The sequence below is a fragment of the Clostridium sp. FS41 genome (assembly GCF_000954015.1).
GTDB lineage: Bacteria > Bacillota > Clostridia > Lachnospirales > Lachnospiraceae > Enterocloster > Enterocloster citroniae.
Genome location: NZ_JYHN01000056.1, coordinates 148,977 through 174,586, shown reverse-complemented (window position 1 = coordinate 174,586; position 25,610 = coordinate 148,977). Strand labels below are relative to the sequence as shown.

The following is a 25,610-nucleotide window of genomic DNA, read 5'->3' as shown; positions in this document are numbered from 1 at the left end:
CTTATTTCTCCTTGGAATGCTTAAGAAAATAATTTTACGGTTTTATTATAAATGTTATCCTCACATACTGGCAATATCATTATTGGTAAGGTGTGCAAATAGGTTTGCCCGATCTTATCCTGACAAAGATGGTTTGCCATGATATAATTCAGACAGACAGGAGGCAGGTTATGAAACCACAAGAAACAAAATTTACGTTTGTATATAACGAAATCAAGCAGTGTATTTTGGAGGGCCAGATACTTCCTGGAAACGCCTTGCCATCTTCAAGGATATTTTGCGACCAATACCATGTAAGCAGATATACGATTAACCGTGTCCTTGATGCGTTGCGGGAGGAAGGTCTGGTTGATATCCAGCCTCGTCTTGCACCAATCGTTGCCTTAAGAAAAGATACGCCTGATTTGTCCAATACTGTTTTCAACATTTTAAAACAAAGAGAAGGTATTTTACAGGTATATAAGACCTTTGCCCTAATACTGCCTTCACTTCTGGTTTTTGCTTTGCAGGGGTGTGATGTGGAGATAATGCCTCATTATAAAAAGGCTATAAAAGTATTGCGTTTGGGAAATTCCTCTGATGGATGGCGTACGACTTGTAAATTAGGATCTGATATATTAAGAATAGGTGGTAATTCCCTGTTCAGCGAGCTCTATTCTTCATTCTGCCTTTCCAATAAGCTTACTTTTTTTACAGAAGAGTGTCCCTATTTCGCTGAACATTTTTTGCAGGGGTCTGTATCTGTAACCGGCGTTATTATAGATGTCTTAAAGGGCCGTGATCCCTTCATAAAGTACAGCCAGTTATCAAATATGTATCAAAATCTCACGGACTCTATTGAATGCACATTAAAATACTTGTCAGATACGATGCCTAAATATCCGGCTCAAACCGGCATGGCGTTTTCGTGGAATCCCATGCGCGGCCAAGATTACTGCTACTCAAAAATTGTGGATGACCTGAATCTCAAAATCGGCCTTGGGGAATATTCTGTTGGAATGTATCTTCCATATGAAAAGCAACTGGCCAGCCGGTATGATGTCTCTTTATCCACAGTCAGAAAGGCATTGTCAGAACTGGAACAAAGAGGCTTTGTAAAGACATTAAATGGAAAAGGTACCATAGTTATAAAACCGGATGATACGAAACTTCATCGGCTGGCTCTTAATTCCGGATATGTAGTAAAGGCATTACGTTACCTTCATGCCCTGCAGCTGATGGTACTAGTGATTCGCCCAGCGGCCGTAGCCGCGGCCTCGAAGTTTACTAGAGCGGAATTGGATGAGTTAGCAGACAGGTTCACTTCGCCTGGCGGCATTTATTTAGCAGATATGTTTGAATCCATTTTAAAACATACCACGTTAGAACCTTTATATGTTATATTATCTGAAACCAATCGTCTTCTTGAATGGGGACATCATTTTGCTTATTATCCGTCCAAGAGACATACGCTTACACATCTCAACAGGCAAGTCATTTTAGCGCTTCGGCAGTTAAGTGAAGGCAATGAGAGCTCCTTTGCAGATGACATAGAAGAGTGTTACCGTTATCTTTTAGTTTGTATGAAGAAGCATATGGTAGAAAAATATAAGTTTCATAATGTTGCGGGTATTCGGGTTCCGCCGCGTTCTGCGGATGCTCATAGACCAAATACATGAGGCTGTCGCATCAATGTTCAGGAAATCATTGATGCGACAGTCTCGTTTTGCCCTTTTTATACAGATAAAAATTGTGTGATATGCCCCATAATTCGAGTGAAATTAATTTCAATTTATGAAATATTGACAATTGGATGTTATTAACTATAATAAGGAGTGTAAGCAATATTGCAAGTATTGAAATTAATTTCAAATGAGGTATCACCATGGGGACAATGAATAATAAACGTTTAATGATCAAGGTATGCGAATTATATTATATCCAAAACAAAAGCCAGAAGGAGATATCAGCCATTCTCGGCATATCCCGGCCCCAGATCTGCCGTTTGATCACGGCGGCTAAGGAGACGGGGATTGTGAACATTTCCATCTCCAATCCTTATGTCAGGGAGACGGAACTGGAGAACCGGCTGATCAAGTGCTTTGGCATCAGGGATGCTCTGGTTGTTGACAGCACCTGCGGAGAAGGGGAAAACAGGATGCAGTCCTTTGCAAAGGAGGCGTCCAGATTAGTGGAGGATTACATTCCCCAGGATGCCAGGGTGGGGGTCATGAGCGGGTATACCTGCAAGGCCATGATCGATGCCATGGAACAGTCGCCCAAGAAGCTGAAGCTGGTGGTCCCCCTTGCCGGTGGGATATCCACCACCAATATGAGTATCCACGCGGATACCCTGGCTCAGAAGCTGGCGGACCTGCATGGAACAAGTGCGTTGAATCTTAACGCACCGGCTGTGGTATCGGATCTTAACCTGGCTGTGTCCTTAAGAAAGGAGGAGTCCATAGCCAAGGTACTGGAGGCCGGGAAAAAGGTTGACATAGCCCTGGTGGGGATCGGTAACCTGAGCGAGGGAGCCACCAATATCCAGCTGGGCAGTCTCAGGAAACAGGATGTGGATGAGCTTAGAAGACAGGGGGCGGTTGCTTCTGTGTGCAGTTCCTACCTAGACAAAGACGGATGCGAGGTGGGGCAGGAGATCCTGGAGCGCTCCATTGGGCAGTCCCTTAAGGATTTAAAGAAAAGCAGGATCATAGCAGCAGCCATTGGAGATTCCAAAGTTGAGGCCATTAAGGCTGCACTGAAAAGCGGTAAGATAGATATTCTGGTAACGGACCTGGAAACAGCAAAGCAGATATGATGGGAGGAAGAATCAAGAAAATCAAGAAAATCAAGAAAATGTTAGCCATACTGGCGGCAGCAATGATGGCAGGGGCAGTGGCAGGGTGCGGCGCTTCCACACAGGGGGGCAGTGATACCGGCAAGGAAGCCGGAAAGGAAACAGAGAAGGAAACAGAGAAGGAGAAGGAGAAGGAGAAGGCCGGTGATGCAGCCGGATTGCAGGGAAAGAGTATATCCCTGATGACCCCTTATCTTGGTTCGGTGACCACCAACCAGATGGTTGAGTACATAGAACAAAAGCTGACAGATGCAGGGGCGGAGGTGTCTGTCATCAACACAAATAACGATTTCTCCCAGCTGGCCAGCAGACTGGAAGATGTGGTCTCAGCGGGGACGGACGGGATCGTGCTGGTAAGCGCGGACCCGGGGCAGCTTTCAAACCAGCTTCAGGACGTATTTGAGTCGGAGATCCCTGTGTTTGGATGTGACAGCGGATTTATTGAGGGAATGCAGGTGAATGCGACCAGTGATAATTACCAGATGGGAGAGCTGATCGTGAAATATCTGTTTGATGACCTGATGGGAGGAAAGGGAACCGTGATCGCCCTCACACACAGGCCTCATCCGGGAGTTGTAAAGCGCTGTGAGGCATTTGATGATCTGATCAAGGAGTACCCGGACATTACACTTATCACAGAGCAGCATGTACCGGCCGAACAGCCGATCAATGACGCCCAGGATATTGTGGAAAACCTTCTGCTTGCCAACCCTGACCCGGATTCCATAACCGCCATATGGGCTGCGTGGGATGAGCCGGCCATCGGAGCCACACAGGCGCTGCAGGAAGCAGGCCGGAGCCAGGTTCTGGTTACGGGCGTGGACGGGAATGAGCAGGCAATTTCCCTGGTAAAAGAGGGAACCAACCTGAAGGCCACGGTAAAGCAGAATTTTGAGGGAATGGCCCAGATTGTATATGAGCAGATGGACCGGTATTTTAAGGGTGAGGAGATTGAAAAAGGGGAAATGTATGCTCCGGCCACACTTATCACCCAGGAAAACGCAGACGCACAGTGACGCCAGCACATTGGCAGGGAGTAAGATCATGCTTTTAAGGACAGAAAATATAAGTAAGCAGTTTAATGGGATCTATGCGTTAAAGGGAATAGACATGGATATCCAGGAGGGAGAGATACATGGACTGGTTGGGGAAAATGGGGCAGGCAAATCCACCCTGATCAAGATCCTTACAGGTGTGTATTCACTGGATGAAGGCACGGTTTACTGGAACGACCAGCCTGTTGCCATCCATACCCCCACTGACAGCCGGAAGATAGGGATCAATGTCATACATCAGGACCACGTGCTGATTCCGGCGTTTAATGCGGTGGAAAACGTGTATCTTGGAATGGAATATCCGAGCAGAGGGGGAACCATTGACTGGAAGCAGATGAAGGAGCGGGTGCAGCACAAGGCGCAGGAACTGGGGATCGAGATTGATCTTACAAAGGCGGCCTCACAGCTTAGCCCGCCCCAAAAGACATGCCTGGAGATCATCCGGGCCATGATGACGGATTGCAGGCTGCTGATCCTGGATGAGCCGACCGCATCATTGACAGATAAGGAATCGGAGATCCTGTTTGGCATCATTGACCGCCTGAAACAAAGAGGCACATCCATCCTTTATGTTACACACAGGATGGATGAGATCTTCCGGCTCACGGACAGGATCACCATCTTCAAAAACGGCATAAAATCAGGTGTTGTGGGCACAAAGGACGTGGATAAAGAGGGACTGATCTCCCTGATGACCGAACAGTGGAAGGCAGAGACCGTTGATAAAACCGGGGGACTGGGGCCGGTGCAGCTGGAGGTAAGGGAGATGGCATCCAAAGACGGGATCGTCAAACGTGCCAGCCTTCAGGCGCACAGCGGTGAAATCCTTGGAATATTCGGACTGGGCGGTAGTGGAAGAACAGAACTTTTGGAGTGTATTTATGGATACAGGACCGCCAAATGCGGCACCGTGTCCATAGACGGAAAGAAGATGGAGAGACTGTCCCCTGGGTGTTCCATCCGCGAAGGAATGGTATTGATCTGTGAGGACAGACGGGGAAAGGCAATGATCGGCAGCATGAGCATAAAGGAAAATGTGACCCTGTCCTGTATTGATGAATATTCCAGCCATGGGGTGCTCAGCGCAAAGAAGGAGGAGCAGGCCGTATCAGAGCGGGTTGGAAGCCTTCAGATCAAGATGGCGGGGATGGACCAGAGGGCCATTGAACTGTCAGGAGGAAATCAGCAAAAGGTAGTGTTTGCAAAGGCGCTTATGACAAACCCCAAGGTATTCCTGTGTGACGAGCCGACCCAGGCAGTGGATGTAAAGACCCGCAACGAAATCCATAAACTTTTGAGGGAACGGGCCGCGGCGGGAAGCGCGGTGGTTTATGTGTCATCTGACTTAAAAGAGATTCTTGAAGTGGCAGATAATATCCTGATCATGTCACGGGGATGCACAAAGGAACTGCTGAAGAATGAAAACCTGACATCAAATGAAGTGCTTTCCTATTGTTATGATAAATAAAGAAAGGTGAAGAGGATGAAAAAGACAGATTTTAAACAGATGGCCCAGGCCTATGGAACCATAATCGCACTTCTTGTGATCATCATGATATTCGGCGTTCTGAAGCCTGCCGCTTTTCTCACCCTAAAGAATTTTATTAATATCAGCCGGCAGATGGCGGCTCTTACCATTATCTCCATTGGAGCCACCATGGTAATGGTGGTGAATGAATTTGATTTATCCGTGGGCAGTATGGCCAGCCTGGGAGGCGTTATGGCGGCCCTGATGGCAGTGGCGGGCATACCGGTAGGAGCCAGCTTCCTGCTAACAGTCCTGGTCTGTATGGTGATCGGATGGGTCAACGGATACATTGTGGCAAAATTCAAGGTACTCTCCTTTATCACCACACTGGGTATCAGTACAGTGCTGGACGGCCTGATCTACAGGCTGACAGGCGGGGCGACTGTTTTTGAAAACATACCAAAGAGCTTTACCTGGCTGGGAACTTCTAAGATAGGGGGAATCCCCTTCCTTTCAGTGCTTATGATCCTGTTTGTCCTGGCCTTTGCATTTTTTATGAAGCATACGCCTTCGGGCAGGAAAATGTATGCCATCGGCGGAGGGGAAGAGGCGTCCAAGATCGCGGGCATCAATGTGAAGACATATAAGATCCTGGCATTTATGCTGTGCGGGGCCCTGGCAGGAGGAACGGGAATTGCCGTTGCGTCAAGGGTGGGCTCGGCCAACACCTCGGCGGGAGCCGGATATTTCCTCCAGTCCTATGCCGCTGCCTATATCGGCTGCACGGTATCCAGGCAGGGAATTCCCAATGTGGCGGGGACATTTGTGGGTGCTGCCATCTTGTCAATCCTGGCAAACGGGCTGACGATCCTGCAGATGCCCTCTTATATGCAGAATATTATTACGGGTATTATTATAGTGGTTGCTGTAATTGCCCAGAAGTTGGGACGAGGTGACGCTAAGTAATGGATCAGATAAAAGTTCACAGCAGGCGTATGCAAAAAAGTATAGACGACAACAGGAATCTGTTTGTGGGGTACATAACCGCCGGATATCCGGATGAGGAGCATTTTTTTCATATTATCCATGAGTGCTGCCGCAGGGGGCTGCCGGTACTGGAAATAGGATTTCCTTCCAAGGATCCCTACGAGGATGGGGAGGTAATTAAAAAAGCCCATGAAACCGTGGGGACAGGGCTTTGCCATGCCATGGATTTTTGGAGGCGTCTTAGGGCTGAGGTTTCAGTTCCCATATGGCTTATGGGATACAGGGAGGACCTGATCCATACGGAAATTTACAGGAATCTGGCGGAGGAAGGATTATTTGATGCCCTGGTGATCCCCAATATGGGGGTTGAGGACAGGATCCGGTTAAAGGCTGAGATCAGCGGATATGGTCTGGACGTGGTTGGTTTTATCTCCAGTGACGACAGCTTTAATGAGATAACAAAGACAATCCAGGAATTTCCAATGATCTATCAGCGTTTATACAGCGGTCCTACAGGCATGCAAACCAGTGGAAACGACTATGAAAAACTGCTGGATTACGGTAAAATGTTCCATAGCAATACAATCTTTGCGGGTTTTGGGATCAGCTCAGGCGAACGGGTCAGGGAACTGATACAAAACGGATTCTATGGGGCCATTATTGGAACCGAGATTATGAGAAAACTGAACAAATCCCAGGAAGAGCTTTACGATTTTATAGATGAGCTGGCCGGTATTATGGAGCAGGCACGCTAAGTGCTTGCAGCAAGGAGGGATCCGTCAAATGACAATTGCCACATATGACATAGGCACAACGGCAGTCAAAGGCGTGCTGATCAATGAAAAGGGGGAGGTGCTTTCCTCCGTGTCAAAAACAATCAGTACGATCTTTGATAATGAAAAAAAGGAGCAGAGGCCACAGGATTGGTTTGATGCCTTTTGCGGGATCTCGAAGGGATTCGCGGCAATGGACAAGGGGACGCCTGTGGAGGCAGTCATCATGAGCGGTCAGATGCAGGATGTAATTCCTGTGGACCGTGAAGGATGTCCGGTGGGAAATGCTGTCTTGTATTCAGACGGCCGGGCTGCTGACCAGGCCCGGGAACTCATTGAGCGCATGGGAACGGACTATCTGGAGTCTGTCACAGGAAACCATTATGACGGTTCCCTCCCATTGCCCAAGTTGATGTGGATCAAGGAAAACCAGCCTGATCTGTACGGGAAGATCCATAAGGTCCTTATAAGCGCAAAAGATTATATTATTCTCCGGCTTACTGGCAGGGCTGTGGGTGATATGACGGCCTGCTCCACGGCTGGAGCCATGAATATGGCTTTGGGCGCCTGGGATAGCAGGATCCTGTCAGCTGCCGGAATCGATCCCAGTCTCATGCCTGAACTGTATTATCCCCATCAGGCAGTGGGGACCCTGAGCAAAAAAGGGGCAGAAGCCACGGGATTTGCCGAAGGGGTCAGGATATACGCAGGCGTGGGGGATGCTGGTGCAGCCACCCTTGCCAGCGGGATCCGGCGTCCTGGGGAATATAACATAAACCTGGGGACTTCAGGCTGGGTTTCCACCATATCCAGGGAGGTTTCCAGGGGGTCGGAGGGCATATTCAATCTGGCGGCAATGGAGCAGGGGGCCTATATCAACGTGGTTCCCTTTCTCAATGCAGGGAATGTGCATAAATGGATCAGCAGCCTGTTTACAGCACGGGATTCCCGGGAGAACATCGATTACCCATATGTGGAGGAACGGCTGAGGGAGAGCAGACCGGGAAGCGGAGGCGTGGTATTCCTCCCCTATCTCAACGGGGAAAGGTTTCCGGTGATGGATTCCCTGGTAAAGGGAAGCTTTCTGGGAATCACGGCTGCCACGGGGCAGGGAGATATGATAAGGAGCTGTCTGGAAGGAGTGGCCTTTTCCATCAGGCAGGGGATAGAATGCATTGGGGTTCCGCCCAAAAACATATCCGTCATAGGCGGCGGAGGGCGTGTCGGCGTCTGGAATCAGATACTGGCCGATATCCTGAACCAGACCGTGTATGTATACAAAGATGGGGAAATGCTCCCGGCCCTGGCCCTGGGGGCGGCGGTGCTGCTGGCAGAAGGCAGGATACAGGGGTATTCGGAGTTTACAGATTCCCTCCAGAGCAGGGAACGCTCAGTTGCCTATAAGCCGGATCCGGAACGGGCAGCTTTCTATGACGTGCTGTATCAACGTTACCTGGATATTTATCCGGCAGTAAAGCGGTATTACCATGGCGAAAGAATGAAATAAATCACTGAAAAACTCCTTCCTGGGATGGAAACAGGAAGCAATGGCTGCAATCGGGGTGCTTATTGGTTACGGACTGATAAGATTTTCAATCGTAACACTGAGCAGAGGTAATAATGATGACATATCTACATTGATTTTTTGGGAGTTCTTTGCCTGGTTTTTCTTGTTCCTAGTGTACCGTTGTTCCGGCTAGGCCGTAAAAGGAAAGGTATGGACGTAAATGACTGGCTGCAAACATTTGCTGAAGCCAGTAGCTACCCCGAATCTGTTATCTGCCTGCATGTTGCAATTTTTTCTAACCACAATACTTGTATTGTTACCAGGGCCTCGCAAAAGAGAGGCAAACATTTAGTTGAAATGCTTACAGAAAAACACCCGGAAATAGACACCGCGGGCGGCAGAATATTATCAGGAACTTTGGAGGAGGTTCAGAGTGTGTTAATTGAACTGATAGGGGAAACAAAAAAAGCAGGGGAGACTGGAAGCAAGGACCGGCAATATGGTGGTGGATTCCATGGTAAATCACGCATGGAAAACCGCGGTGGAAAACGGTATTCTATTCCATGCGGATATAGCGCCGCTGCTGGAATTGTCTATAAAAGACGCGGATTTGTGTGTATTGCTGGGAAATGCCTTTGATAATGCGCTGGTAAGAATATTAAGCCGTAAAGAAGAAAGCGGGCATGGATTTGGCCTGTACTCCATGGAGAGTCTGGGGATGCCTAACCGTGTCATGGTGTTTGCTGATGAGATCGCAATAAAATCCTTAATCAACTGCTTTGAAGGAAAACCTCCTTTATTCCCATTTGGTAAAGATCCTGCCTTATCCAAAACTTTACACATTTCGTTATAAAAAGAAATTATCTCATGAAGCTCCATTTTTGTCGCTGGTCTTATGTTCATTTTAAAACCTCCCGTATGTTGATTTTGAATTTCAAGCATGATATAGTGTTCTCAAAAGGAGGTAATCTAATGGATATCCGCGTTTTAGAATACTTTCTCATGGCAGCCAGAGAAGAAAATATTACAAAGGCAGCGCAGCTTCTCCATGTGACGCAGCCTACCCTCTCCCGCCAGCTAATGCAGTTGGAGGATGAATTGGGTGTAAAGCTGTTTGAGAGAACTAATCACAGCGTTCTGCTGACTGATGAAGGATTCTTATTCCGGCGCAGAGCACAGGACATTGTTGCCATGGCTGAAAAAGCAAAGAGCGAGGTGACTCAGAACGAAGAAACACTTTCTGGTATTATCTCTATCGGGTGTAACGAACTTCGCAGCGTTCAGGAATTAGCACAGGCAATGACGGCGTTTCAAAGCCGTTACCCCAGGGTGAAATTTGAACTGTACAGCGGATCCAATGAAGAAATACAGGAGCGCATTGAACAGGGGTCTTTGGACATTGGCTTATTTCTGGAACCGTTTAACCTTACGAAATATGCAACCCTTTCCATGCAGATGAAAGAGCGTTGGGGCGCGCTCATTCATCGGGAAGCCGCCCTTGCCGCACAGGATACGATCCATCCTGGGGACCTGGTTGGAACGCTTGTCATGACGATACATGTCAATACTCCCGCACATATGGAACTGCGCCAGTGGTCGGGAGATTTTGCAAAGGATATGGATTTCTCCGCCAACTATAATGTGCTGCACAATGCGGTCATTGTTGCCCGTGAACGAAAAGGCGCTGTCATTTGTCTGGAGCAGGACTGCCACTATGACGATATGAAGTTTTTGCCGCTGGAACCGGAGCTTTCCGTTGGTTCTGCTCTTGCATGGAAGGAGGGGCGGATTGTTTCCAGAGCGGCGAAAGCCTTCCTCCAATTTTTACAGCAGCAGGAGGAAGAAGCGGAGTAAAGTGGAAGGCGGTAAAGGGGAAAGGAATGGGTGCGTATGTAGGTGTACCAAGAAAAATCGCTACCGCTCCCGTTTCAAGTAGACCATGTCAACAAGCTGTTTGCCATCTTCAAACATCGGATGGTCATAGTTATCCGTGAAAAAGTTTTTTATGCGGTGTGATTCTATGAAGCCGCACTTGTGATAAAAACGAAGTGCAGAAGGAACGTCCCCAGTTCCAACAAGTAAAGTTTTGCAGTCAGTATAATGGGAAAACAGAAAATCAACCATTCTCTTGCCATAGCCCTTTCGTTGACAGTTAGGCATAACCGCAATGTTTTTTAGTTCATAAATACCTTCCGACTCTTTTGTAATTACGCATTCGGCCTTTACCCCATCGTTGTGTAAAACAAACATTTCGCCACGTTCAAGGTACTTGTCTATCATGTCTTCCTGTTCGTCTGCTAACAAGAGCAAGCCGATATATGCCTTTTTATTGTCTGTGATTTTTTGTATATTCACAGGTGGATACCTCCATATTAATTCTTTGAGTTTGCCTTATCCGCTTGAAATACAAAGGATTGACGTCCAGCCAGCCACCCGCCCGGCCAAGAAATATGCAGGAGATGGAGCAGGTCTGGTATGATGGAGAGAGCCAGAGCTATCAGCATTGTGATGGTAACCCCTGCCCGTGTTTAAACCTGCACTTCTTCCTATTTTGAAGTTGTAACCCCTGCCATAACAGCTTCAATTGTTTCGGCTGAATCAGGGATATAGCTGGCAATTATGGAAGAAATATATTTTCCTTTGGAAATACAATAATAATCCTGAAGCATAGCTCCTCCAAGCGCAGAAACCGAAAATTTTGTAAAGGTCTGTCCCCCTATATTAACATCCTCATAATCGTTAAACTCATAGCCATAATCCTCCAAAGCCCCTAACTGCGCCTTCACAGCATCCAAATACTGTTCAGCCGGCATGCTTTTTCCAAGGGCTGCAACAGAAACATTTTCATGCAGCATCTGAACGTTTGAGGACTGGTCCGGCAGGATCACCATAAAATCATAGGTGGTTGTAAACTCCGCAGCTTTATACTGTGCTTCATTGGAAACCCCATTGTTGACCAGGATTTCCTGGCCGGTTCCCAGCATTTTCTTAATATCCTCTTCTGTGGAAATCGTGCAGTCCTCTGGAAAAGTAATAGCAAGGTTCAGCCAAGGGCTGGTAAATGTATGGCCATTCCAGGAGCCTGTTGAAAATTCGACTGCTTTTTTAACTTCGGCTGTTGTCTCCGTTTCCTTGGTCTCAGTTGTTGCAGGTGGCTCCGGAAATTGTTTATTCCCGGAATTGCATGCAGTCAGCCATGCGGATGCAAGTAAAGCAGCACTCAAAATGAAAACATTCTTCTTCATAATCATACCCTTCATCTTATATTTAATAATAATATTTTATCAAACGCAGATGGGAAAGGCAATAGAAGATACTTCTTTCCAACGCAGCGGCAATGGTGCGGAAAGATGAAAACGCCGCAGTATGCGCCCGGCCGGGATATGTCTATGATAGCTGGTGGTTATCCCCTTCGAGTTAAGGCTTGAATTGGGTTCTTATATCGTATGGAAGGACAGTCAGATCTTCTCCAAAGTAACTCCAGCCTTTATTCGGTTATAGGTTATGATTATAGCAAGGAGGTAAGGGGCAAGGAGGTAAGGGGTAGGGGTCGGAGTAAAATCCGCAATACAAAAAATGAATTTCCACGCACTCAATATAGGCATTTTACATTTTGAAATGATCATTCTATACTGTAGGTGTACCAAGAAAAACGGTGCATCTACAGTTTTTTATAGGGAGAGGTGCTATGGACGAAACGGAAAAAATGGCAGGGGGGCTTCGGGAGATGGGATTTTCTAAAGCAGAAGCTGCATATTATCTGAAACTGCTTTCTGCCGGAGAATGTTCTAATTCCGAAAGGCTGCGGATTCTTGGCGCGAAACGTAAGACAGCCTTGGATGAAATCCACAGATTAGAGAGCGCTATCATGAGCATGGACACCATGCGAAACGACATCAGAAACAAAAAATAACAGTCAGGAGGAACATCAAATGGAGTATGTCACATTAAGTAACGGAGCAGCAATGCCGATGCTGGGGTACGGCTGTTTCCTGATCAGCCCGGAGGAGTGTGAGCGTTGCGTCACAGATGCCATCGAGGTCGGGTACCGGGCGATTGACACGGCACAGGCTTACTACAACGAAGAAGGAGTAGGTAACGCTGTCAGCAAGGCGGTTGCCGCAGGCAAGGTGAAACGGGAAGAACTGTTCATCACCACCAAGGTCTGGATTATGAACGCCGGATACGAAAAGGCAAAGGCTTCGATTGACGAGTCCCTGCGTAAGCTGCAGGCCGGTTATATTGACCTTTTGCTTGTCCATCAGGCGTTCAATGATTATTATGGTACATGGCGGGCTATGGAGGAAGCATACAGGGACGGCAAGGTGAAAGCCATCGGTGTCAGCAACTTTTATCCCGACCGCTTCATGGATTTAGCGCTGTTCAGCGAAGTCAGACCGATGGTCAACCAACTGGAAACCCATGTGTTCCAGCAGCATAAGAATGACCGCAGATTCATAGAAAAATATGGAGCAAAGGTGGAGGCATGGGCTCCTTTCGCCCGCGGAGAAAAAGGTATCTTTATAAACCCGGTCCTGACATCCATTGGCCAGAAGTATGGCAAGACAACCGGGCAGGTTGCGCTTCGGTTTCTTGTACAGAGCGGTATTCCTGTGATTCCAAAGTCCGCTCATAAGGAGCGTATGGCTGAAAACTTAGATATCTTTGATTTCCAGTTGAATGCTGAAGAAATGGGGCAGATTGAGGCTCTGGACCAGGGCGTGAATCTATTTATGAACCATGAAGATGCGGCCCAGATTGAAGATTTCTTTGCCCGGTTTGGCGTGAAGTAAAGGACGGAGGCAGAAACGGATTTGTCTGATGAAGGTGCCCACGACCCTAAAACGATGAGCTGTCTTCGCGATTACTACACCGGTTTGTTCGGCTATATGCACTTTCAGGATATGGGTATGATATTGGGAACCGGATGCGGCAGCCCTGATATGACCCGCAAAACCAGCCACATGAAAAAGCCTATGAGCTTGGAAAATCTTTACAAAACAGGAGGAAAACAATATGGAATTTCAGAAAGTAATGAAAGAACGCTATGCCTGCAAAAAGTTTGACGGCCGCCCGGTGGAAACATCACAGCTTCATGCCATTCTGGAGGCAGGACGGCTGGCCCCCACCGCAAAAAATCTTCAGGAGCAGCGCATCTATGTGGTGCAGTCTGAAGAAGCGCTTGCCAAACTCGACAATGCAACTCCCTGCCGCTATGGCGCGGCAACGGTTGCTGTTGTAGCGTTTGATAAAAACAATGTCTTTACTTATCCGGGTGAAAAACGGGATTCCGGAGTTGAGGACGCCAGTATCGTGGCAACGCATATGATGCTTGCGGCCAAGGCTGAGGGTGTGGACAGCTGCTGGATCAACTTCTTTGATCCGGAGGAAATGGCAAAGGAACTGGGACTTCCCGAAAACGAAGAAGTGCTGATGCTGCTGGATTTGGGATATGCGGCAGAGGGGACAAAACCCCTTGCAGCGCACAGTCAGCGTAAAGAGATTTCTGAAACTGTCAGCTATATGTAAACAATAAAAATGGAGGAAATGATCATGAGTAAAACATTGGTAGCATATTTCTCTGCCAGCGGGGTAACCGCAAAGCTGGCAAAATTGTTAGCAGATACGATTGGTGCGGATCTGCATGAAATCCGGCCTGAAAAACCTTATTCAAGCGCGGATTTAGACTGGATGAATAAAAAGAGCCGCAGCAGTGTGGAGATGAACGATAAATCCTTCCGCCCCGCTGTTGCAAACAAAGTGGAGAACATGGAACAGTACAATCGGGTGTTTGTAGGATTCCCCATATGGTGGTATGTGGCCCCTACGATCATCAATACCTTTTTGGAGCAGTACGATTTAACCGGCAAGAAGGTCATTCCGTTTGCCACCTCCGGGAGCAGCGGTATGGGAAATACCAATGCCGAACTTACGGAGTCCTGTAAAGGAGCCGTACTCTGCGATGGCAGGCGGTTCAATACAAATGTAAAAGCCACAGAGCTGAAAGCCTGGGCTGAAAAATTTTAAGGAGGAATCACCAATGATACGGCATATTTTTATGGCTACCGCAAAAGAAGGAACTCCCGATGAAGTAATCAATCGGAAAATGGATGAAATGCGTGCAATGAAAGACAGCGTTCCTGCAATCCAGGCAATCACTGTGGCAAGGAATCTGGGCTGGGCTGGTCCTGCAAATGTAGTCACCATGATTGTTGATGTAAAGGATAAGGCGGGATTTGACGCGTTGCTTGCAAGCCCGGCACATTGTGAAGTCGCAGACAAAGCAGTTGAGGCGTTCCGTACCGATAATTTCGTGATGGCGCAAATTGAACTTTAGAGCGTGTCTTAAAAATGCTTGTGTCCGGCTGGCGGCACCGCTTTCCATGCAAAAGCCGGTAAGCGTGCCATAGGGAAAGATGAATACAAGGAGGGACGGTTTGAATGAAATTTACGACCGTTACCATCTGCCTATGATGGTAGTGGAAAATGGTTTGGGAGCCCATGATACGGTGGAGGCAGACGGAAGAATCCGTGATGATTACAGGATAGACTATCTGCGGCAGCACATTGAGCAGATGAAGCTGGCCGTTGAGGAAGATGGGGTTGACTTAATCGGATATACCCCGTGGGGCTGTATTGACCTGGTTTCAGCGTCTACCGGGGAAATGGCAAAACGGTACGGTTTTGTATATGTCGATAAATTTGATGATGGAACCGGGGATCTTTCCCGCAGGCGTAAGGATTCTTTTTACTGGTACAAAAAGGTCATAAAGACAAACGGAGAGGCTTTGTAAAACATGGGAAGCCATTTCACTGATAGGGATGCTGGGACCGGCATCCGAGATGTATGGAAAACCTTATTTGGAACCATTGAAGGCGGTAAAGCGGTATTGCCATGGTGAAATATGAATCACTGAAAAACTCCTTCCTGGGATGGAAACAGGAAGGAGTTTTTTTTGCATTGGCTGCAAGAGATTATGGATCAGGTTTGATCAGGGCCCGGTTCCGCCCTCGGTCCCATTGGACGTCCCTTCCTCCGGCTCCTCCTTGGGGGTACGTGTAAAATACCGGAGCAGACATAGGGAATTGGAGGAAAGCCCGTTGCCGAATAGGTTGATATAATCCTCCTTGGATGAGCGCACATGGTCAATGACGGCCTGGCGTCCTTTCTCATAGTCCTGGTCCCGGATGGCATCCAGTATGGCCTGGTGCTTGACACAGGCTTTGCTCTGCAGAGAATTTTCAAGAAAGGAGAGAAAACGCATTCTGGTCAGCTGAAGCAGGATCTCGTCATGGGCTTTGACCAACCGCTTGTTATTGGAAAGGGCAACCAGCTCGTTATGAAACTGCTGATCATAGAAAAAGTGCTCCTTGGCCTGGCCTGCTTCATTGGTGGATTTCATATTATTGGTGATATCCTGAAGGGCTTTCAGCTGGTCAGGTGTGATCCCTCTCCTCCATGCAAGCATGAATGCCGTGGTTTCGATCCCCTCTCGAAAATCAAAGAGATCCTGTATATCCTCTGTTGTTATGGTTGAAATGCGGTAATTCTTCTTGCCGCTCTGTTCTTCCAGCAGCCCCTCATTCTCCAGCCGCATTAATGCCTGCCTGATGGGAGTACGGCTCATGTTCAGTTCCTTGCTGAGAAGATAATCGGATACGATTTGACCGGGGAACAGATCAAAATCAAAAATCTGCTGCCGTATTGTCTCATAGGCCTTTACAGCCAGACTGCTTTCTTTTTCCATCATATCCTCCTGTAACAGCTTCCAAATGATAGAACCATTTTAATCCATTTTCAGTGAAATGTCAAAGTGATTAGGGGAGGGCAAGGATAAATTGCGGCATGTGTTATGAAGGTAAGCGGCAGAGGCTTCTATGTCAAACAGAAGACTGTTCTGAATGTTTCCTTCCACTGCCAGTGTGCCCTTGTAATCCATTTCTATCAGCTTTTCATAGATAGCGGTAAAGTCCATGCTTCCCAGCCCGGGGAATGCACGGTTGTTATCGGAAATATGAAGGTGAGGATAGTAGGACTGATACGCTTTCAGGGAATCCAGCACAGAGGTTTCCTCTATGTTCATATGATATGTATCAGCCAGAAGGCGTATCAGGGGGCTGTCCAGACAGTCAATGATCCTGGCCCCGTCCTTCAGGGTTTTGATAATGGATGATTCCTTGTGGTTGGTGGCCTCCAGGAGGACCAGGACCTGCTTTTCTTCTATATACGGCTTCAGCTCCATCATGGATGTAAGGAAATGCTGTTCCCCGTCCCTGCTGCCGCTCTCAGGGCCTCCTTTAAAAAATCCCAATATGATCCCGCACCCCATAGCGGCAGCGTAATCAATATTCTGACGGCACCCTTCAACGGCCTTTTGCCGTTCACTGGGAATGGCGCTGCTGAGGGAGAGATGATGTGTTTTGGCATAGGCGCCGGTTGCAAGCATATCCATCTTAAGGCCGTACTCTTTTAATAAACCATGCAGTTCCTCCGGTTTGATCAATCCTAAATCAGGTAAATTTAATTCCACACCATAAAATCCTTCTCTGCGCAAAAGCCGGAACAGCATCCTGATTTCAGGAAACTGTTCTTTTGTCTCCAAGACACATTGAAAACTGGTCTTAAAGGGAAACGATACTTGTTTCATACCCGGTTGTATCCTCCATATAAATTTAATTGTAGTTTACGTTCAGCTTGAATATAGTTTAAAACAGAATACAAAATTTGTATACAAAAATTGTATACGAAAAATGGATTCAAAATTTGTGCACAATTACCATTGCGAAAAATATGGTCATTTATTACAATACCACCATAGAGATGGCTCTAAAAACTAACAAAACGTATAATCAGGGAGGTTCTTTAAATGAGAAAGATGATGAAACGTATGGCAGCAGTGACAATGGGAATGGCAATCGCAATGACGGCAACCGCCTGCTCTTCCAATTCAGGAAGTGCAGCTCCTGCATCCACTCAAAAGGAAGGCATAGACGCTGCCCAGTCCAAAGAGGAGAAAGAAGAAAAAGGAACAGAGGCGGCCGGTGAGAGCTACACATTGATGTTCGGACATGCCCAGACCGAGACCCATCCATACCAGGCATGTTTCCAGGAATGGGCGGATGCGGTTGCAAAAAAGACGAATGGCGGACTTGTCATTGACCTGTACCCCAGCAACACACTTGGCTCAGAGGAGGATATCATTAACTCATTTAAGGATTCAGACACAAACTGGGGCTACAACACGGATTTTGCCCGTCTGGGAACCTATGTACCGGAGCTGGCAATGTTCAATCTTCCATATTTTGTGGAAACCATGGATGATATCAATGCGGTCAAAGAGCTGGATATGGTAAAAGAGTGGATCCAGGAACTGGAGGCTGAGAACGATATTAAGGTAGTGTCCCTGAATCTTGTGCAGGGTTACAGGAACGTGGTGGCAGGCAAGGCGGTGACCAAACCCGAGGACCTGAAGGGACTTACCCTCCGCTGCCCCAATACGGAGATCTGGAGAGCGGCTGTGAGTTCACTTGGATGCAGCGTTCAGGGAATGGGACGCGGGGACATTTATAATAATCTTGTAAACAAGGTGATCGATGGTTACGAAGATGTGTATCCCTGTATTGTTTCCGAAAGCTATTATGAGATCAAGAACGTGAATACGATTTCCGAGACACATAATATTCTGCTGTTAAATCCCGTGGTAGTTGACGCCGGATGGTTCAACAGCCTTCCCGAGGAGTACCAGACCATTCTGATGGAAACCTGCGATGAGGCAAGCAGCGCCTGCTCGGAAAAGATGCTTGGTGAGTTTACGGAAGAAGCAAAACAGAGATGTATTGACGAGGGTATGACTGTGATCGACCATTCAGAGATAGATGTTGATGCGTTCCGGGAAGCTGTAAAGACATCTTATGAGCGGCTTGGGCTTACAGATACATATAACCAGGTGATGGAAGCACTTGGAAGATAGGGATGAGTGATTCCGGTATAAAGAGAGGTAAAACTGAGGATGAAAAAGTTTTTTGAGATTCTGAACAAGGCAGAGCTTGCAATTACAATGACCTGTGTAGTGGGTTTTACATCCGTATTAATGCTGGGGGCCGCGGTGCGCCTGACAGGCCATCCCTTAAACTGGTGTAACGATGTGGCCCTTTTGATGCTGGCCTGGACTACATTCCTGGGCGGGGATGTGGCGTTCAGGGCAGGAAGAATGGTGAATGTGGATATATTAATAGGTAAGCTTCCGGTTGCACTTCAAAAAGCAGTGGCTCTGATCGTATACGCCGTTTTGCTGGTCATGATGTTTGTGATGGTAAGGCAGGGGCTTCAGCTATGCGCCAATGTGGGCAAACGGACCCTGGAGGGGATTCCCTTTCTAAGCTATGTATGGGTTGCCGCCTCCATACCGGTTGGTTTTTCCCTGATGTTCATAACAGCTGTTAAGCGTCTGTATGACCTTATGAAAACAACAGACAGCACAGTCATATCAAAGATGTAAGGAGAAAAACATTATGATTACTGTCTTTATCGTATTTTTGATCCTTTTGATCATAGGTGTGCCGGTTGCATTTGCAATCGGTGCATCGGGAATGGTGTTCTTTTTGCAGAATACTCATTTTCCTCTTACCCATGTTGCACAGCTTCCCCTTACCCAGGTCCAGAGCATATCCATGCTTGCCATTCCTCTGTTTATCCTGGCCGGAAACCTGATGAATAACGGAGGGGTCACAAAACGCCTTGTAAGTCTTGCAACACTGCTCACCGGACATATGAGAGGCGGCCTTGCCCAGACCAGCGTGGTGCTCAGCACCCTGATGGGAGGCGTGTCCGGCTCAGCTACCGCGGATGCAGCCATGGAGGCGCGTCTTTTGGGCCCGGATATGATCAAGAGCGGTTATTCCAAAGGATTTTCCGCCAATGTGCTGACCTTCACTTCATTGATCACAGCCACGATCCCTCCGGGAGTAGGGCTGATCATCTACGGTACAACAGGAAGCGTTTCCATTGGCAAGCTGTTCTCAGCCGGTATCTTTGTGGGGCTTTATATGATGATCGTCCTGATGGTGTCTGTGGCAGTTATTGCCAGAATGAGGGGATATAAGCCCATACGCCGGGAACGAGCCACTTTAAGGGAGATCGGCATTAACCTGAAGGAGACCATATGGGCGGTTATGTTTCCTGTGATTCTGCTGGTGGGCATCAGGATGGGATTTTTCTCACCTTCCGAGGTGGGAGCATTTGCCTGCTTTTATTCTGTGTTTGTGGGCGCATTTATCTATAAGGAACTGACTGTTCAGTCCTTCCTCAAGGCATTGAAGGACAGCATTGGGGATATCGGCTCCATTATGATGATCGTATCCCTGACCGCGCTGTTTGGTTATGGGATTCCCATTGACAAGATACCTCAGAAGATGACTGCATTTATTACAGGGATCACAACCAATCCGGCGCTGGTGCTTGTACTCATCATAATACTTCTTGTATTTGTGGGAATGTTCATGGAGGGCTCGGTTGTAATTTTGCTTCTGACCCCCATCCTCCTCCCCATGTGCCAGTCCGTGGGGATTGACCCGGTCCATCTGGGGCTTCTCATGTGTGTGATAGTTACCATGGGCGTTAATACGCCGCCGGTTGGAATGAGTATGTACACGGTCAATACCATACTGGACTGTTCGCTGCAGGAATACACAAAGTCCATGATCCCATTTTTAGCCGCGATCCTTCTGGCCATTGGACTCCTGGCGTTTTTCCCGGATGCGGTTTTATTCCTGCCGCGATTGCTTTATTAACTGAAGAATAGGATGAAAGGATCATTCAGATGAATCATTTAAGCGACTGCTTTGTTTTAAAGAATGGGGTAAAGATCCCCTGTCTGGGATATGGCACATGGAGGACACCGGAGGGGAATGAGGCGGTGCAGGCAGTAAAAGATGCCATTGCCGCCGGGTACAGACATATAGACACAGCCCAGCTCTATGGAAATGAAAAGAGTGTGGGAACGGGAATCCGGGAATCGGGGATTCCAAGAGAAGAATTGTTTGTGACAACCAAACTTAAGAATACGGAACAGGGATATGACAAGACTCTGGCCGCATGTGAGGAAAGCCTTCGGCTTCTGGGACTGGAATACCTGGACCTGTATTTGATCCATTGGCCCATTCCTGCACTGTACCGGGACAATTGGAAGCAGGTCAGCAGGAATACCTGGAAAGCCTTTGAACGCTTATATGATGAAAAACTGGTCCGTGCCATTGGACTGAGCAACTTCCTGCCTCATCATATTGAAAACATTGAGGCGGAGGCCAATATACAGCCAATGGCGGACCAGCTGGAGATACATCCGTTTTTTACCCAGAAGGATACAGCTGCTTACTGCAGGAAAAAGGGAATCCAGGTACAGGCCTGGAGTCCCCTTGGCCATGGCACCGTGTTAGACAACCAGGTGCTCTGTGAGATTGGCAGCAAGTACCATAAATCATCTGCCCAGATTGCCCTGCGGTGGGAACTGCAGCAGGATATTATTCCGATCACCAAGTCCATGAACCCGGGGCGGATGGCTCAAAATGCAGATATATTTGACTTCTGTCTTACAGCCCAGGAGTGTGTCCGCATCACCGGATTGGGTGAGGATGGAAGGACGGGGCCGGATCCGGATCATATCGGCTTTTGATCCGACCGCTGCCAGAATCAGGCTCATCAAGGCGAATTTGAAGGCCTGGCCGAGGGCCCGGCCGAACCGGGAGATGCGTGCTGGAAGGAGCCTGTTTCAGGGACGTGGCCGATCAGGTTTCCGGAAACGCTGTACAGTTCAATGATCTTTAGTTCCAGCTCACTTTCATGGAGGGGATTTTCCATTGGGCACTGTTGCCAATGACCTGGCTGCATGTTCTGGATTCATGCCCTGGATTCACTCAACCCTTGTATCAGACGTGATTCTTTAGTATAATAATAGATAGATACCGATGTTGTGAACCACTGAAAAGGGGGCGTTTTTATGGATAACAAGTATGTGAAGATACATACAACCGGCTGTGAGGCACCGCTTAAGGTTACACCCGGACACTTTGCCACCAATCATGCCCATATCAATTATTACATTGATATGACTACTCTGAAGACAAGGCTCAGTGAGGCGCAGGAGATTGCCAAAAGCCTGATGGGAATGTTCCTCTATGACACGGTTGTGGACACCATTGTGTGCCTGGAGGGAACCCAGGTGATCGGAAGTTTTCTGGCTCAGGAGCTGACCGGAGCCGGAGTTCTCTCCATGAATGCCCACAAAACCATCTACATTGTGACGCCGGAGTACAACAGCAACAGCCAGATGGTATTTAAGGAAAATATCCTGCCCATGATACGGGGCAAGAATGTGATCCTGCTGACCGCATCGGTCACAACCGGGCTTGCCCTGAATAAGGGGATCGAGTCTGTCCTGTATTATGGAGGGGTTCTGAGAGGGATCACGGCCATATTCAGTGCTCTGGATGAGATAAACGGGCATAAGATCACTTCTATATTTAATAAAAGAGATGTTCCGGAATATACGTTCTATGATTACAGGGACTGCCCGTTCTGCAAACAGGGCAGGAAGCTGGAGGCGCTGGTGAATTCCTACGGGTATACCAGCCTGTAAGGATAAAGCATTATAATATGGAATCATACCCTTGTCCACTGAGGGTATCAATTGTGCCGGACATCTGTCCGGCATGTTCCTTCTGCTGCATTTCCTTTGCAAAGGGGATCCGCTGCTTGATTTTTTTAACAATAAAATGTTATATTTATTTTTGTACGGGAAAAACAGAAATGGGAGTATGATTTGCGAAATAAAAAACCAAGCTAAAAGGAGGCCTTATACGGGCTTCCTTTTCTATATTTACCCGGCAAAATAAGAAACATAAAGTGTACTCTCGGAATCTCAGCCGCAAAGATGGGTGCCGGGGAGACTCCGAGAGTACACTAAACAATCTAGTAGGAGGAACGGACATGTTGAAACGAACAATTGCAGGCGGAACGATCGAAGAATACTGTCTCTGGCTGCAGCATAATGAGATGAGCCAGGGAACCATTTATAAATACAGATATTATCTGAACCAGTTTGAACAGTTTATGGATGGGTCAGCAGTTACCAAAGAAAGGGTTATGGCCTGGAAGGAAACACTTAGGGGAAATCTGTCGCCGGTGACCGTTAACGGCGCCCTGGCTGCTGTCAATGGATTTTTCCGGTACTTGGAATGGAATGACTGTCTGGTTAAGTTTATAAAAGTGAAGCAGCAGGTCTTCTGTTCCGGACAAAAGGAACTGAAACGTGAGGAATACCTGCGGCTGGTGGAGGCTGCGCGTGTAAATGGAAATGAGCGGCTATGCCTTTTGCTTCAGACCCTGTGCTCCACAGGCATACGAATATCGGAACTTTCCTATATTACGGTGGATGCGGTGGAAAATCAGATTGCACAGGTGGACTGCAAAGGAAAGGTCAGGACCATCTTTCTCACACAGCAGCTGTGCAGGCTTCTTAAGGAGTATGCGGGGAAAAGGAAGATACAGTCCGGCGCCATTTTTGTGACACGAAGCGGAAAGCCCATGGACCGCAGCAATATATGGCGTGAGATGAAAAAAATCGGAATAAAGGCAGGGATCGATCCGAAAAAGATATTTCCCCATAATCTGCGCCACCTCTTTGCAAGGGTGTACTACAGCCAGGAAAAGGATCTGCTGCGGCTGTCAGACATACTGGGGCACAGCAGTGTCAACACGACACGTATCTATACAATGGAAAGCGGGGAAAAACATGTCAGACAGTTGGAACGAATGGGGCTGCTCATAGAACATTACAACAGAATTCCTCTTTTGTTGTAAACAAAAGGATATCGTTTGGAGTTATTATACTACATATTTTTTATGTTTGCCATAGAAATGTGATTGCCTCATACATTTTTTTGAATTATCGGCACAATAAATAAGCTGGTCTAAATCAAATTTTTTCCAGCCTGTTTATTGTGCTTATTTTATTGTTCCCTCAGATGCTCCGGGGAATTGAATGGATGAGGAGACAGTTACAAAGGAGAAATTTACAACAAAAGAGGAATTCTGTTGTAAATAGAAGCCAAGGTACTTTAAGTAAAGGGGACGAAGAGATGGGCAGTGAGATCATACAGGACGAAGAAGCCATGAAACGCATTGAGGAGCTGGTGGTATCGGACCGGTCCAGCACCATGCTGGTCTGTATTCAGGGAACTGAGGAGGGGGAAGTGTACGGGGAAATTTACAGCTGCTACCTTAAGGAACCCATATGGTTCAGCGGAGTGGGAGACATGGTGCTGAAGCTGGATGAGATGTGCAACTGGGTTGGTATGCCTCATGCAACAACGGATCCGCGCTTCCTGAATATGGAGACGGAAAGGCGTTACAGGGAAGCCGGTTCCCATCATCCACAGGCGGACAGGAGCAACCTGACGTACACCATGGACCAGATTCCCTTTAAGCAGGCGTTAAAGGCCAGGGAAGTGCTGATCGTCTATGTGAAATACAGACAGTTCTCCAGTTTGCAGGGAAGCATCAGAGGAAAGATCACCAAGGGCAAGGTGGTAAATTTCAGAAGCGCCCTGGAACTGATGCGCATGATCAGCATGATACAGCTGTAAACCAGGAGCAGGGAGCTTTTCAGGGCAATGGCTCCGGCACATGATGATAAAGGAGGCGGACCGTATGGGCGGTAAAATTCTGCGTGTACAGATGCTGGGTAAATTTACAATGCGTTATGGGGAGGACCATATACTGTTCCATAAAACAGGCAACGCTAAATCCGTGCGTCTTTTCCAGATGCTGCTGCTATCAGGAGAGCAGGGGATTGCAAAAAGTGAGATCATGGATTTCCTCTATGGGTGGAGCGAGGGGACTGACGCGGGCAACCGCAATAAAAACCTGAACAATCTGTGCTACCGGCTCAAGGGACAGCTGGCGGCCTCCGGCCTTCCGGAGGAGGAATATGTAGTTATACAGGATGGGATATGCAGGTGGAAGAGCAGCTTTAAGGTTGAATTAGATGCGGCCTATTTTGAAACACTGGTACATAAGGCAGAGGGGAGCCGGGGAGGTGAACGGACCGCGCTGTTCCTTCAGGCCAATCAAAACTATTACGGAGAGCTGCTGCCCATGAACCAGTCCGACATGTGGTTCTATGAGAAGAGTGAATCTTTTAAACGCCTATATGTGCAGACGATCCGGGAGTTGGAGCAGGCGTTTAAATCCAATAATGACTACCAGAACCTGCTGAAGCTTTACACCAGGGCATCTGCCGTCTATCCCTTTGAGAATTGGCAGACAGAGCAGATACGGTGCTGCCTGGAAATGTACCGGTATGAGGAGGCCATTGATATTTATAACAGAACCATGGAACTCTACGCAAGGGAGATGGGGAGTCCGCCGGCGGAGGAGATGCAGAAGTGTTTTGAAGACCTGGAACTGTTTGAACGGAAACATAAACGGAGCATTCAGGCATGGCACATAACGGACCGGTATTTTATGGGCAGGGAAGGAGATATCACCAGGGCCATATTTGAGGAAGGCGTTATCACGGGAGCGTATTACTGTACATATCCAAGCTTTATTGACTACTGCCGCCTGCTGCTTCGGGCCAGGGAGCGCCATGACCTGAATCCGGTGCTGATGTTCCTCACCCTGGGGCAGCAGGAAAAAAGAAGAGGGCAGGACAACCGCATATACCAGATGGAGCTGCTGAAGGACGTGATCGGCAGTTCCCTGAGAAAAGGGGATGCGTATACACGGTACGGAAACCGCCACTATATCCTCCTTCTCACAAGGATCAACAAGGAATCCTGCAGTATCATATTTCAGCGGATCGAATCCGCCTACAATAAGATGCCGGGCAGCAGGGGAGAATTGTGGTACCATGTGACCATGACCCAGGAACTGGAAAAGTCCATGCTGGAATAAAAATTTTATCGCCATTGCAATGCGGGATGG

At 47.7% G+C, this 25,610-nt stretch carries 27 protein-coding genes and 1 pseudogene; 24 read left to right on the top strand and 4 right to left on the bottom strand.

Annotated features, from left to right (window positions below; genetic code table 11):
• Positions 1 to 170 precede the first annotated feature (170 nt).
• The 9 genes from CLFS41_RS11300 to CLFS41_RS11260 all read left to right on the top strand — a co-directional run bounded on the left by CLFS41_RS11300 (position 171) and on the right by CLFS41_RS11260 (position 10,480).
• A complete protein-coding gene (locus CLFS41_RS11300; RefSeq protein ID WP_045092335.1) occupies positions 171 to 1,658 on the top strand; it encodes a GntR family transcriptional regulator in 1,488 nt (495 codons plus the stop codon).
• 206 nt (positions 1,659 to 1,864) lie between these two features.
• On the top strand, positions 1,865 to 2,797 hold the full coding sequence (locus tag CLFS41_RS11295; RefSeq protein WP_007867381.1) for a sugar-binding transcriptional regulator: 933 nt from the start codon (positions 1,865 to 1,867) through the stop codon (positions 2,795 to 2,797).
• On the top strand, positions 2,794 to 3,852 hold the full coding sequence (locus CLFS41_RS11290; RefSeq protein ID WP_242856820.1) for a sugar ABC transporter substrate-binding protein: 1,059 nt from the start codon (positions 2,794 to 2,796) through the stop codon (positions 3,850 to 3,852). Before CLFS41_RS11295 ends, CLFS41_RS11290 begins: the two co-directional genes overlap by 4 nt.
• A gap of 28 nt (positions 3,853 to 3,880) precedes the next feature.
• A complete protein-coding gene (locus CLFS41_RS11285) occupies positions 3,881 to 5,359 on the top strand; it encodes a sugar ABC transporter ATP-binding protein (RefSeq protein ID WP_045092333.1) in 1,479 nt (492 codons plus the stop codon).
• Positions 5,360 to 5,374: 15 nt separating this feature from the next.
• Positions 5,375 to 6,325 (top strand): ABC transporter permease, encoded by a 951-nt coding sequence (locus CLFS41_RS11280; RefSeq protein ID WP_007867371.1) that lies wholly within the window; start codon positions 5,375 to 5,377, stop codon positions 6,323 to 6,325.
• Positions 6,325 to 7,101, top strand: a complete 777-nt coding sequence (locus CLFS41_RS11275) for a tryptophan synthase subunit alpha (RefSeq protein ID WP_007867368.1) — start codon at positions 6,325 to 6,327, stop codon at positions 7,099 to 7,101. Before CLFS41_RS11280 ends, CLFS41_RS11275 begins: the two co-directional genes overlap by 1 nt.
• A 28-nt stretch (positions 7,102 to 7,129) precedes the next feature.
• Complete coding sequence (locus tag CLFS41_RS11270) at positions 7,130 to 8,626, top strand: FGGY family carbohydrate kinase (RefSeq protein WP_045092332.1); 1,497 nt, start codon at positions 7,130 to 7,132, stop codon at positions 8,624 to 8,626.
• A 514-nt stretch (positions 8,627 to 9,140) separates the two neighbouring features.
• Entirely contained in the window at positions 9,141 to 9,479 is a 339-nt protein-coding gene (locus CLFS41_RS11265; RefSeq protein WP_152649037.1) for a hypothetical protein, read from the top strand.
• Between the two features lie 119 nt (positions 9,480 to 9,598).
• A complete protein-coding gene (locus tag CLFS41_RS11260) occupies positions 9,599 to 10,480 on the top strand; it encodes a LysR family transcriptional regulator (RefSeq protein ID WP_045092330.1) in 882 nt (293 codons plus the stop codon).
• Between the two features lie 60 nt (positions 10,481 to 10,540).
• On the opposite strand, the gene CLFS41_RS11255 is transcribed toward CLFS41_RS11260, so the two are convergent.
• Complete coding sequence (locus tag CLFS41_RS11255; RefSeq protein WP_045092329.1) at positions 10,541 to 10,981, bottom strand: GNAT family N-acetyltransferase; 441 nt, start codon at positions 10,979 to 10,981, stop codon at positions 10,541 to 10,543.
• A 191-nt stretch (positions 10,982 to 11,172) separates the two neighbouring features.
• Entirely contained in the window at positions 11,173 to 11,871 is a 699-nt protein-coding gene (locus CLFS41_RS11250; protein ID WP_045092328.1) for a hypothetical protein, read from the bottom strand.
• Between the two features lie 443 nt (positions 11,872 to 12,314).
• Here CLFS41_RS11250 and CLFS41_RS11245 point away from each other — a divergent pair, with 443 nt between their 5' ends.
• The 7 genes and pseudogenes from CLFS41_RS11245 to CLFS41_RS11220 form a co-directional block, all read left to right on the top strand.
• Positions 12,315 to 12,539 (top strand): hypothetical protein, encoded by a 225-nt coding sequence (locus CLFS41_RS11245; protein ID WP_045092327.1) that lies wholly within the window; start codon positions 12,315 to 12,317, stop codon positions 12,537 to 12,539.
• 19 nt (positions 12,540 to 12,558) lie between these two features.
• Positions 12,559 to 13,419, top strand: a complete 861-nt coding sequence (locus CLFS41_RS11240; RefSeq protein ID WP_045092326.1) for an aldo/keto reductase — start codon at positions 12,559 to 12,561, stop codon at positions 13,417 to 13,419.
• Between the two features lie 21 nt (positions 13,420 to 13,440).
• Positions 13,441 to 13,692, top strand: a complete 252-nt coding sequence (locus CLFS41_RS29820) for a hypothetical protein (protein ID WP_152649036.1) — start codon at positions 13,441 to 13,443, stop codon at positions 13,690 to 13,692.
• Positions 13,643 to 14,155, top strand: coding sequence for a nitroreductase family protein (locus tag CLFS41_RS11235; RefSeq protein WP_045092325.1), 513 nt, complete (start codon positions 13,643 to 13,645; stop codon positions 14,153 to 14,155). Before CLFS41_RS29820 ends, CLFS41_RS11235 begins: the two co-directional genes overlap by 50 nt.
• A gap of 24 nt (positions 14,156 to 14,179) precedes the next feature.
• Positions 14,180 to 14,653 carry a flavodoxin gene (locus tag CLFS41_RS11230; protein WP_045092324.1) on the top strand — a complete coding sequence of 158 codons (474 nt, stop codon included), beginning with the start codon at positions 14,180 to 14,182 and terminating at the stop codon, positions 14,651 to 14,653.
• 13 nt (positions 14,654 to 14,666) lie between these two features.
• Positions 14,667 to 14,963: a Dabb family protein gene (locus CLFS41_RS11225; protein ID WP_045092323.1), complete on the top strand. Its 297-nt coding sequence runs from the start codon at positions 14,667 to 14,669 to the stop codon at positions 14,961 to 14,963.
• A 100-nt stretch (positions 14,964 to 15,063) separates the two neighbouring features.
• Positions 15,064 to 15,420, top strand: a pseudogene (locus tag CLFS41_RS11220) (family 1 glycosylhydrolase); the annotation flags it as partial.
• Between the two features lie 198 nt (positions 15,421 to 15,618).
• Here CLFS41_RS11220 and CLFS41_RS11215 read toward each other — a convergent pair.
• Together CLFS41_RS11215 and CLFS41_RS11210 are read right to left on the bottom strand one after the other, a co-directional pair.
• Positions 15,619 to 16,377, bottom strand: coding sequence for a GntR family transcriptional regulator (locus CLFS41_RS11215; RefSeq protein WP_242827938.1), 759 nt, complete (start codon positions 16,375 to 16,377; stop codon positions 15,619 to 15,621).
• A 36-nt stretch (positions 16,378 to 16,413) separates the two neighbouring features.
• Positions 16,414 to 17,274: a sugar phosphate isomerase/epimerase family protein gene (locus tag CLFS41_RS11210; protein WP_045092321.1), complete on the bottom strand. Its 861-nt coding sequence runs from the start codon at positions 17,272 to 17,274 to the stop codon at positions 16,414 to 16,416.
• A 219-nt stretch (positions 17,275 to 17,493) separates the two neighbouring features.
• Between CLFS41_RS11210 and dctP the strand changes: the two genes are divergently transcribed.
• From dctP to CLFS41_RS11165, 8 genes are all read left to right on the top strand, one after another.
• A complete protein-coding gene (gene dctP / locus CLFS41_RS11205) occupies positions 17,494 to 18,597 on the top strand; it encodes a TRAP transporter substrate-binding protein DctP (protein WP_045092320.1) in 1,104 nt (367 codons plus the stop codon).
• A 39-nt stretch (positions 18,598 to 18,636) separates the two neighbouring features.
• Positions 18,637 to 19,125 carry a TRAP transporter small permease subunit gene (locus CLFS41_RS11200; protein WP_007867353.1) on the top strand — a complete coding sequence of 163 codons (489 nt, stop codon included), beginning with the start codon at positions 18,637 to 18,639 and terminating at the stop codon, positions 19,123 to 19,125.
• 13 nt (positions 19,126 to 19,138) lie between these two features.
• Positions 19,139 to 20,416: a TRAP transporter large permease gene (locus tag CLFS41_RS11195; protein WP_007867351.1), complete on the top strand. Its 1,278-nt coding sequence runs from the start codon at positions 19,139 to 19,141 to the stop codon at positions 20,414 to 20,416.
• Positions 20,417 to 20,445: 29 nt separating this feature from the next.
• Positions 20,446 to 21,297: an aldo/keto reductase gene (locus CLFS41_RS11190; RefSeq protein WP_045092319.1), complete on the top strand. Its 852-nt coding sequence runs from the start codon at positions 20,446 to 20,448 to the stop codon at positions 21,295 to 21,297.
• A 324-nt stretch (positions 21,298 to 21,621) separates the two neighbouring features.
• Positions 21,622 to 22,260: an orotate phosphoribosyltransferase gene (locus CLFS41_RS11185; RefSeq protein ID WP_045092318.1), complete on the top strand. Its 639-nt coding sequence runs from the start codon at positions 21,622 to 21,624 to the stop codon at positions 22,258 to 22,260.
• A gap of 350 nt (positions 22,261 to 22,610) precedes the next feature.
• Positions 22,611 to 23,483 (top strand): tyrosine-type recombinase/integrase, encoded by an 873-nt coding sequence (locus tag CLFS41_RS11175; protein WP_007867341.1) that lies wholly within the window; start codon positions 22,611 to 22,613, stop codon positions 23,481 to 23,483.
• A gap of 278 nt (positions 23,484 to 23,761) precedes the next feature.
• On the top strand, positions 23,762 to 24,268 hold the full coding sequence (locus CLFS41_RS11170) for a hypothetical protein (protein ID WP_045092316.1): 507 nt from the start codon (positions 23,762 to 23,764) through the stop codon (positions 24,266 to 24,268).
• Positions 24,269 to 24,332: 64 nt separating this feature from the next.
• The gene (locus CLFS41_RS11165; protein ID WP_007867337.1) at positions 24,333 to 25,580 is read left to right on the top strand and encodes a BTAD domain-containing putative transcriptional regulator; all 1,248 of its coding nucleotides are present in this window, start codon (positions 24,333 to 24,335) and stop codon (positions 25,578 to 25,580) included.
• The last annotated feature ends 30 nt before the right edge of the window (positions 25,581 to 25,610 follow it).

Coding starts and splice junctions, on each gene's coding strand:
- CLFS41_RS11210 (WP_045092321.1), bottom strand. CDS start 17,274: ATGAAACAAGTATCGTTTCCCTTTAAGACCAGTTTTCAATGTGTCTTG.
- CLFS41_RS11290 (WP_242856820.1), top strand. CDS start 2,794: ATGATGGGAGGAAGAATCAAGAAAATCAAGAAAATCAAGAAAATGTTA.
- CLFS41_RS11295 (WP_007867381.1), top strand. CDS start 1,865: ATGGGGACAATGAATAATAAACGTTTAATGATCAAGGTATGCGAATTA.
- CLFS41_RS11240 (WP_045092326.1), top strand. CDS start 12,559: ATGGAGTATGTCACATTAAGTAACGGAGCAGCAATGCCGATGCTGGGG.
- CLFS41_RS11215 (WP_242827938.1), bottom strand. CDS start 16,377: ATGATGGAAAAAGAAAGCAGTCTGGCTGTAAAGGCCTATGAGACAATA.
- CLFS41_RS11235 (WP_045092325.1), top strand. CDS start 13,643: ATGGAATTTCAGAAAGTAATGAAAGAACGCTATGCCTGCAAAAAGTTT.
- CLFS41_RS11225 (WP_045092323.1), top strand. CDS start 14,667: ATGATACGGCATATTTTTATGGCTACCGCAAAAGAAGGAACTCCCGAT.
- CLFS41_RS11270 (WP_045092332.1), top strand. CDS start 7,130: ATGACAATTGCCACATATGACATAGGCACAACGGCAGTCAAAGGCGTG.
- CLFS41_RS11170 (WP_045092316.1), top strand. CDS start 23,762: ATGGGCAGTGAGATCATACAGGACGAAGAAGCCATGAAACGCATTGAG.
- CLFS41_RS11165 (WP_007867337.1), top strand. CDS start 24,333: ATGGGCGGTAAAATTCTGCGTGTACAGATGCTGGGTAAATTTACAATG.
- CLFS41_RS11300 (WP_045092335.1), top strand. CDS start 171: ATGAAACCACAAGAAACAAAATTTACGTTTGTATATAACGAAATCAAG.
- CLFS41_RS11260 (WP_045092330.1), top strand. CDS start 9,599: ATGGATATCCGCGTTTTAGAATACTTTCTCATGGCAGCCAGAGAAGAA.
- CLFS41_RS11185 (WP_045092318.1), top strand. CDS start 21,622: ATGGATAACAAGTATGTGAAGATACATACAACCGGCTGTGAGGCACCG.
- CLFS41_RS11175 (WP_007867341.1), top strand. CDS start 22,611: ATGTTGAAACGAACAATTGCAGGCGGAACGATCGAAGAATACTGTCTC.
- CLFS41_RS11265 (WP_152649037.1), top strand. CDS start 9,141: ATGGTAAATCACGCATGGAAAACCGCGGTGGAAAACGGTATTCTATTC.
- CLFS41_RS11190 (WP_045092319.1), top strand. CDS start 20,446: ATGAATCATTTAAGCGACTGCTTTGTTTTAAAGAATGGGGTAAAGATC.
- CLFS41_RS11200 (WP_007867353.1), top strand. CDS start 18,637: ATGAAAAAGTTTTTTGAGATTCTGAACAAGGCAGAGCTTGCAATTACA.
- CLFS41_RS11250 (WP_045092328.1), bottom strand. CDS start 11,871: ATGAAGAAGAATGTTTTCATTTTGAGTGCTGCTTTACTTGCATCCGCA.
- CLFS41_RS11280 (WP_007867371.1), top strand. CDS start 5,375: ATGAAAAAGACAGATTTTAAACAGATGGCCCAGGCCTATGGAACCATA.
- CLFS41_RS11230 (WP_045092324.1), top strand. CDS start 14,180: ATGAGTAAAACATTGGTAGCATATTTCTCTGCCAGCGGGGTAACCGCA.
- CLFS41_RS11195 (WP_007867351.1), top strand. CDS start 19,139: ATGATTACTGTCTTTATCGTATTTTTGATCCTTTTGATCATAGGTGTG.
- dctP (WP_045092320.1), top strand. CDS start 17,494: ATGAGAAAGATGATGAAACGTATGGCAGCAGTGACAATGGGAATGGCA.
- CLFS41_RS11275 (WP_007867368.1), top strand. CDS start 6,325: ATGGATCAGATAAAAGTTCACAGCAGGCGTATGCAAAAAAGTATAGAC.
- CLFS41_RS11285 (WP_045092333.1), top strand. CDS start 3,881: ATGCTTTTAAGGACAGAAAATATAAGTAAGCAGTTTAATGGGATCTAT.
- CLFS41_RS11245 (WP_045092327.1), top strand. CDS start 12,315: ATGGACGAAACGGAAAAAATGGCAGGGGGGCTTCGGGAGATGGGATTT.